Below are 6,424 nucleotides of genomic sequence, written 5' to 3'. Positions count from 1 at the left end.
GGGGCGCAATTCCCCACCGGCGGTGATGAAGGGATTTCTACTTCTAAGCCCGCGAGCCTTACAAGGCAGGATTTGGTGTGATTCCAAAGCCGACAGTATAGTCTGGATGGGAGAAGATGGAGGTTCCTTAGTGCGTTTCAACAGTTATTTGCTGAACGTTTGTTTGATGTAACCTTTAATTTATCCCTTTAATTCCATTGGAATTAAAGGTTTTTTATTGAACATCAACATATTTTGGAATCCTAACCTCTTTTTCAGGTAGATCGGAAAAGAAGGAGAGAGAACTATGAAAAAGAACAAAGTGAAAAAAATGGTCTCACTTGCCATGATGGGAAGCATATCGTATTTATTGATGCTTTTAAATTTCCCGTTTCCAGGATTCCCGCCTTTTCTCAATGTTGATTTTAGCGACATACCAGCACTGATGGCGGCATTGATTTTCGGTCCGATGGCTGGAATTCTAGTCGAGTTCATTAAAAACCTATTGGATTTAGTCATGACAGGGACCTTGACTGCTGTGCCTGTGGGGCATATCGCTAACTTTATAGCCGGAATACTGTTTGTCTTGCCGACTTATTATGTATTTCAGAAAATCAATTCAAAAAAAGGAATGACGTTCGCCTTACTTGCGGGAACAGTTTCCATGGCAGTATTCATGAGCGTATTAAACTATTTTGTCTTTTTACCGGCTTATACCTTCTTTATGGGATGGGATGCCATGTCGGCGCCCGAGTCAAGAAAGTTCGTTACCACGGCAATCTTGCCTTTCAACGTGATTAAAGGCGTACTCATCACATCTGTATTCATGTTGCTGTTCATTAAATTACAGACATGGATCAATAAGCAAACATTATATAAAAATGCTTAATGGCATTGACGATAGATATGAAAAAACAACCGGATATCCATATCCGGTTGTTTTTTTATGCCTGTTTTTTGGTATGTGCATTGGCCAAAAGAAAAAGCCATTCTCGATTGAAAATGGCTTGTATCTTTATTCGAATTTTAGTGCATCTCCGTCAAATGCCTCGTCAGCAACTTTGATGGAATCCGTTGGGCATCCTTCAAATGCATCCATCATGTCGTCTATAAGTACATCTGGAATTTCAACGATACCCTCGTTATCGTCAAGGGTAACAAATGCAATCCCTTCGTCATCATAATCATATATATCTGGTGCCGCTGCTCCGCAAGCTCCACAAGCTATGCATGTTTCTTTATCCACAATAGTAAATTTAGCCATGAATATAACCCCTCCTAAGTTGATTAACAACTGATAATCTTTTTATTTCAGATTATTATCTCTTTCTTATTGTAAGACCGAATGCCAAACTTTTCAATAGAAATTGTATTGATAATAACTATCATGTAGCTGAATGTCAACGAAAAACATCGAAATAATTAACTTGGTCCTTTCCATGTTTCGTCATTTAGTCACATAATTTCCGTTGTATTCATCAATAATAACGGCGGTTTTTGCAGATTTTTGTTACAATGGGTTTATTGGTTAAATGAAACAAGGATGTGAGTCCCATGAATAATTATCTACAGGCCATCATTCTATATGCGATAAAAAAATTTCAAGGTGAGCGCTCCATTTATGCTATATACCATATGCTGCAGGGTAAGAAATCGTCACAAACGATCCAAGATGCCCACTTATTCGGGTTAACGGATATTTTTGGGACAATACCTCGATTTACCCGTCAGCAATTAAATCAAAACATTGAACATTCGGTTAAGCATGACTTGATCAATTTAACGGATAAACCAGATGCATATGAAATTAGTTTGCAAGGTGAACGAATGTTGGACGATTACTTTAAAAATAATCCTTTTCCGGAGTATTTAAATGGTTGGAAGTATCACAATATCACCCCTGTTTTTTGGGGAAGGTTAAACTTACTCATTCAAACCATATCCCATATTGTCCACAATGAAAGACGTTTTTATCCGATACAACGAAATCCCAAAATCCAATTCTTCGTAAAGGAATTTTTACATGCCAATCGTCAGGATCGAGCGTTGATTGCCCAACATCTATATGATGAACTGGTATCCCTTTTAGAAAATCAAAGTGATATGAAACGAGACATTTTCATTTTGAAATTGACCGGGATAAACAGGATTGGACTAACGTTTGAACAGATTGCAAAAAGGAAAAATGCGGAAGAAGAGTATGTTCGCTATACATTCCTTGACTCATTGCATCAAATGCTTGCAGAAATGGAAACGGGTAGTGATTACCCTCTCTTATCCTCATTAACCAATGATTGGAAAAGAAGTGGTAATCCTCATTTGACACAATCTACAAAGACTACTTTACGATACATCCAGGAAGGGAAAAACCTCGGTGAAATAGCTGAAATCCGCAGATTGAAAGTCAACACCATCGAAGATCACCTCGTAGAAATTGTTTTATCGGAAAAAGATTTTCCGATTTCCGATTATGTGAAAATCGAGGATGAGAGGGAAATTGCTGAAGCGATTAAGCAACTTGGTACCAAAAAGCTTAAAGCTATCAAGCAGATGGTCGATAATAAACAAATAAGCTTTTTCCAAATAAGACTTGTACTTGCGAAAATAGGTGAGAGATGATGAACATGGAACGGGTCCTCAAAGAAAAATTCGGTTTTGATGAATTTCGTCCCGGACAGAAGGAAGTGGTTGAATCATTGATGTCCGGCCGTCATACATTAGCGATGCTCCCAACCGGGTCAGGTAAATCATTATGTTATCAGCTGCCGGCTTATCTGGTAAATAAGACTGTCATAATTGTCTCCCCGTTATTATCTTTAATGCAGGATCAAGCGGATCAGCTGAAGATGAGCGGCGAAAAAAGTGTATTGACCCTCAACTCTTTTTTGACGCTTAATCAAAAAAGGAAAGCTTTCGATAGGTTACATAGTTATCGTTTTATCTTTTTATCTCCTGAAATGCTGAGCATCGATGGTGTGATAAAATCCTTGAAATCCATAGAAATAGGCTTGTTCGTCATAGACGAAGCTCACTGCATTTCACAATGGGGGTACGATTTCCGTCCGGATTATTTGAATTTAGGAGAAGTGAGGCGTGAACTGAATAATCCGTTGACGCTTGCCCTGACGGCAACTGCAACCGATGAGGTCCGGAGGGACATCGTTGTTAAACTTAACATTGGGCAGGCCGAGGAAATGGTCTCATCCGTTGATCGTGAAAATATTGCCATTATTATCGAGCGAATGTTCAGCTATGATGAGAAGCTAGCCCGTGTGCTGGAGCTTGTCAGGAAATTTAACGGAAGCGGAATTATTTATTTTTCCTCTAAAAAAGTGGCGGAATCAGTCGCTGGTTTTTTACAGGATAACGGGATCGATAGTGTCAATTATTATCACGGTGGAATGGAGCAGGAACAAAGGATGCTCATTCAGCAGCAATTCATTTCCGGCCAGTTGAAAATCATATGCGCAACAAGCGCTTTTGGAATGGGTGTGAATAAATCGGATGTCAGATATGTTATCCATTTTCATATCCCGTCCACGATGGAAGCATATCTTCAGGAGATTGGCAGGGCGGGGCGAGACCGGAAACAAAGTGTGGCTGTCTTATTATATAGCGAAGGGGATGAAGGGCTTCCCCTTCATTTGATGGAGCAACAGTTGCCTACGGATTCGCAAATCGATGGTGTATGTTCTTTCCTTAATGAATCACAAAAGAATCTGGCGAATTTGACCCCCTCAGAAAAAGAGCAGCTGTCGCTATCCTTTTCGTTGAACGAAATCCAGCTCCGTTTTTTTACCCAGTTTATTATGGGCAATAACCAGGATCAAGTGGCAGAGATGAAAGAGTATTGTCAAAAGAGGAAAACCAGTAATCAAGAAAAGCTGCATAAATTCCTTCACTGGATATATGCACAGGAATGTCGCCGTTCAGGGATACTGGACTATTTTGGAGAAAAGCATCGGGAAGCGAACCCCATCTGCTGTGATATCTGTGGGATGGATGCCGAAAAAATGGCTGATGTATGGCCGGAAGTAAAGGTGGATCCGGCCAATTCCTTTTCCACTTGGAAAAAGGAATTGGCTTATATCTTACTAAAGAAGGAAAATGGCAATGAAAAATAAGCAAGCTGAATTAATTAAACAACTTACAGATAAACAGTTGCTATATAATTTGTTTCTTACACAAATTATTCTCTTAACGTTAGCCGTCTTTTTAGGTATTATTTTATTTAAAGACCGTTCTGCTTTTTTCGACTTATTTATCTTTGGGGACCTGAACATTTTGCTGATTGGTGTTCCTGCTGGAGTCATTGTCGTGTTAATTGACATATTGCTTATGAAAGTGACACCATCTTCCTATCAGGATGATGGAGGTATTAACGAACGCATTTTCAGTAATTTGTCATACCCGATGATATTTGTTATAGCTTTAATGGTAGCGATAAGTGAAGAAATATTATTCCGTGGAGTTCTGCAAACACATTTTGGTTTGCTTCTTACGAGCCTCATTTTTGCAGCCGTTCATTATCGTTACCTTTTTAATTGGTTTTTATTTTTAAATGTATTGGTTTTGAGCTTCTTTATCGGGTTTCTATTTGAAATGACTAATAATATCATCGTGACGATTACGGCCCACTTTTTGATTGACTTTATCCTTGGTATTTTAATCAGGAACAAAAAGCAAAGAGGGTTTAGCAAGAAAGGGGGTGACTTGAATGAGCCGGGTGCAAAAGAATGAAAAAGAAAATGATCAGGCTGGTGAACTTCGTTCGCGAATTGAACGCCAGAAGGCTAAGTCATCATTGCCCAAACGGAGCAAAGTCCACCAGAATAAAAAGAAAAAAAGTAAAGTGAAGATTAAACTTCCAATGATACAATTATTAGCGTTATTTTTCATTTTGCTTCCAATTGGATTTTACAGCCTTTATACATATTTTCAGGATAGGCCTTTACCTGTTACTAAAAGTGACCAAGTCGTCTTAAAAGAGGAAGATATAGAATCGATTCCAACCACAGCAACGGCAGAGGACTTAAAGGAAAAAGAGTCGGCAAAGGCTGAAGCGGAGAAAGAAAAAGAAGAAGCTGAGGCTAAAGCCAAAGCGCAGCAGGAAGCTAAGGAAAAAGCCAAGGCACAGCAAGAAGCTGAGGAAAAAGCCAAGGCACAGCAAGAAGCTGAGGCTAAAGCCAAAGCGCAGCAGGAAGCTGAGGAAAAGGCCAAAGCGAAGCAAGAAGCTGAGGAAAAGGCAAAGAAAGAAGCAGCAGAAAAGAAAAATGTACAAGCCGCTAAATCGGATAAAGAGGAATACAAAGTTGTCTTACATACTGTTCAAGGTGAAGAAACATTATTTCGCATTTCCATGAATTATTACAAATCACAGGAAGGGATTGCTCTGATCAGGGAGTGGAATGGGCTGAATGGCAATGAAATTTCCAGGGGGCAGGTTTTGAAAATTCCGATCAAGAAATAATGATGGCACCTTTAGAAAAAATCAAGTTTTTAAATCCTACTATTTCAAAACGAAAAAGACTTTAGGCAACAGGAGTTCTACCTTAATGTTAAAACAAAGTTGATTGGAGCGGGTGTTCGAGAATCCTGCGGGAAAAGCGCGTCCAAGGGAGATCCCGCAGGCGCAGTGGCGCCGAGGGCGGACCGCCCGCGGAAAGCGAGTGCCTGAAGTGAAAATCAACATTCAAATTTTAAAAACCTAAAAAGCTGGAGACAAACTCAATTATTATTGAGTTTGTCTCCAGTCTGACCCTGTCTTTATAGGCAGGGTATTTTTAATATTGTTCAACTTGGTTAAGTATGAAGGCAATCGTGTCAGGTACATTATCATTTTTTCCTCTACTCTTTCATATCATGATTTGAAAGAGCAGAGGAGGAAATGCGATGGAATCGACAATCATTTTACTGGATGAGAAAACGGATCAAGCAACAAAACAAATGCTGCAAAATGTCGTGGATCGGAAGAAAAAATTCGAGGCACTTAAAAAGAAGCATCTTCAAAGCTTATGGGCAACCATGATCGTTGCTGTCCTTTTTATGATTTATCTTTATTTTTATATTGTTGTACCTTATTCCTATTCCTTTTTCAGCATGTTTAGTGTTTTCGTCGACCATTTTAGCCATTTCCTTTTTTTGGCGGCAGCGATTGGTCTATATGGATATATGGTTTTAATTAAAAAAAAGCTAGATAAAGCTGAAAAGGAGTTTCAACTTTTACGCTGTGAAATCATTAATAAAAGTAAGCAATTGTGGGAAAAAGAGGAAGAATGGAAAAATCGCCATAAGGTTTTTGAAATGATGAAGAAGAATTATGATATTAACTTATATCATGAAAATAAATGATGGTCGCGTTAAATCATATTTAATTGCGGGTAATACCGTTTTATGGTTATATGAAAGTACGTTTGGATAAGGATGGAAAGAAGGTTTAACGAAG

7 protein-coding genes and 1 riboswitch are annotated in these 6,424 nt (G+C 38.9%); of the genes, 6 read left to right on the top strand and 1 reads right to left on the bottom strand.

Annotated elements, in window-relative coordinates; translation table 11 throughout:
• A riboswitch (FMN riboswitch) is annotated at positions 1–122 on the top strand. This riboswitch is flagged as partial in the annotation.
• A 164-nt stretch (positions 123–286) separates the two neighbouring features.
• A complete protein-coding gene (locus tag ADA55_RS08110) occupies positions 287–868 on the top strand; it encodes an ECF transporter S component (protein WP_034308089.1) in 582 nt (193 codons plus the stop codon).
• 126 nt (positions 869–994) lie between these two features.
• On the opposite strand, the gene ADA55_RS08105 is transcribed toward ADA55_RS08110, so the two are convergent.
• A complete protein-coding gene (locus tag ADA55_RS08105) occupies positions 995–1,243 on the bottom strand; it encodes a ferredoxin (protein ID WP_034308087.1) in 249 nt (82 codons plus the stop codon).
• Positions 1,244–1,533: 290 nt separating this feature from the next.
• Between ADA55_RS08105 and ADA55_RS08100 the strand changes: the two genes are divergently transcribed.
• From ADA55_RS08100 to ADA55_RS08080, 5 genes are all read left to right on the top strand, one after another.
• Entirely contained in the window at positions 1,534–2,598 is a 1,065-nt protein-coding gene (locus tag ADA55_RS08100) for a helix-turn-helix domain-containing protein (protein ID WP_048681776.1), read from the top strand.
• Complete coding sequence (locus tag ADA55_RS08095) at positions 2,598–4,103, top strand: RecQ family ATP-dependent DNA helicase (RefSeq protein WP_048681773.1); 1,506 nt, start codon at positions 2,598–2,600, stop codon at positions 4,101–4,103. Before ADA55_RS08100 ends, ADA55_RS08095 begins: the two co-directional genes overlap by 1 nt.
• Positions 4,093–4,719 carry a CPBP family intramembrane glutamic endopeptidase gene (locus ADA55_RS08090; protein ID WP_048681769.1) on the top strand — a complete coding sequence of 209 codons (627 nt, stop codon included), beginning with the start codon at positions 4,093–4,095 and terminating at the stop codon, positions 4,717–4,719. The genes ADA55_RS08095 and ADA55_RS08090 overlap by 11 nt, the downstream gene beginning before the upstream one ends.
• The gene (locus ADA55_RS08085; protein ID WP_048681766.1) at positions 4,697–5,449 is read left to right on the top strand and encodes a LysM peptidoglycan-binding domain-containing protein; all 753 of its coding nucleotides are present in this window, start codon (positions 4,697–4,699) and stop codon (positions 5,447–5,449) included. The genes ADA55_RS08090 and ADA55_RS08085 overlap by 23 nt, the downstream gene beginning before the upstream one ends.
• Positions 5,450–5,871: 422 nt before the next feature.
• On the top strand, positions 5,872–6,330 hold the full coding sequence (locus ADA55_RS08080; RefSeq protein WP_034308074.1) for a YpbF family protein: 459 nt from the start codon (positions 5,872–5,874) through the stop codon (positions 6,328–6,330).
• The last annotated feature ends 94 nt before the right edge of the window (positions 6,331–6,424 follow it).

Origin of the sequence: Bacillus sp. 220_BSPC (genome assembly GCF_001054655.1) — a bacterium.
Classification (GTDB): domain Bacteria; phylum Bacillota; class Bacilli; order Bacillales; family DSM-1321; genus Peribacillus; species Peribacillus frigoritolerans.
This window is presented reverse-complemented; position numbering and strand designations above follow the sequence as displayed.

Coding starts and splice junctions, on each gene's coding strand:
- ADA55_RS08110 (WP_034308089.1), top strand. CDS start 287: ATGAAAAAGAACAAAGTGAAAAAAATGGTCTCACTTGCCATGATGGGA.
- ADA55_RS08105 (WP_034308087.1), bottom strand. CDS start 1,243: ATGGCTAAATTTACTATTGTGGATAAAGAAACATGCATAGCTTGTGGA.
- ADA55_RS08100 (WP_048681776.1), top strand. CDS start 1,534: ATGAATAATTATCTACAGGCCATCATTCTATATGCGATAAAAAAATTT.
- ADA55_RS08095 (WP_048681773.1), top strand. CDS start 2,598: ATGAACATGGAACGGGTCCTCAAAGAAAAATTCGGTTTTGATGAATTT.
- ADA55_RS08090 (WP_048681769.1), top strand. CDS start 4,093: ATGAAAAATAAGCAAGCTGAATTAATTAAACAACTTACAGATAAACAG.
- ADA55_RS08085 (WP_048681766.1), top strand. CDS start 4,697: ATGAGCCGGGTGCAAAAGAATGAAAAAGAAAATGATCAGGCTGGTGAA.
- ADA55_RS08080 (WP_034308074.1), top strand. CDS start 5,872: ATGGAATCGACAATCATTTTACTGGATGAGAAAACGGATCAAGCAACA.